Below are 304 nucleotides of genomic sequence, written 5' to 3'. Positions count from 1 at the left end.
CGCGGCTGGGCGAGGACCACGAGCACGCGCGGCTGCTGGCCAAGCGGCTGGGCGTCGACCCGGCGACGGTGGAGACCAACATGGTGGTGCTCGACGGCGTCGAGGCGCCGATGGTCGCCGAGGCCGCGAAGGCGCGGGGCGTGCTGGTCTCGCAGGTGAGCCCGACCCGGATCCGGCTGGTCACGCACCTCGACGTCGACCGGGCCGCCGTCGAGCACCACCATGTTGGTCTCCACCGTCGCCGGGTCGACGCCCAGCCGCTTGGCCAGCAGCCGCGCGTGCTCGTGGTCCTCGCCCAGCCGCG

1 pseudogene is annotated in these 304 nt (G+C 75.0%); it reads left to right on the top strand.

Features of this window, described 5'->3' with window-relative positions:
- Window positions 1-304: pseudogene (locus E9529_RS21630) on the top strand (hypothetical protein); the annotation flags it as partial.

Source organism: Blastococcus sp. KM273128 (genome assembly GCF_021698975.1).
GTDB lineage: Bacteria > Actinomycetota > Actinomycetes > Mycobacteriales > Geodermatophilaceae > Blastococcus.
The sequence above is the reverse complement of the archived record's forward strand: the minus strand, read 5'-3'. Positions and strand labels throughout refer to the sequence as shown.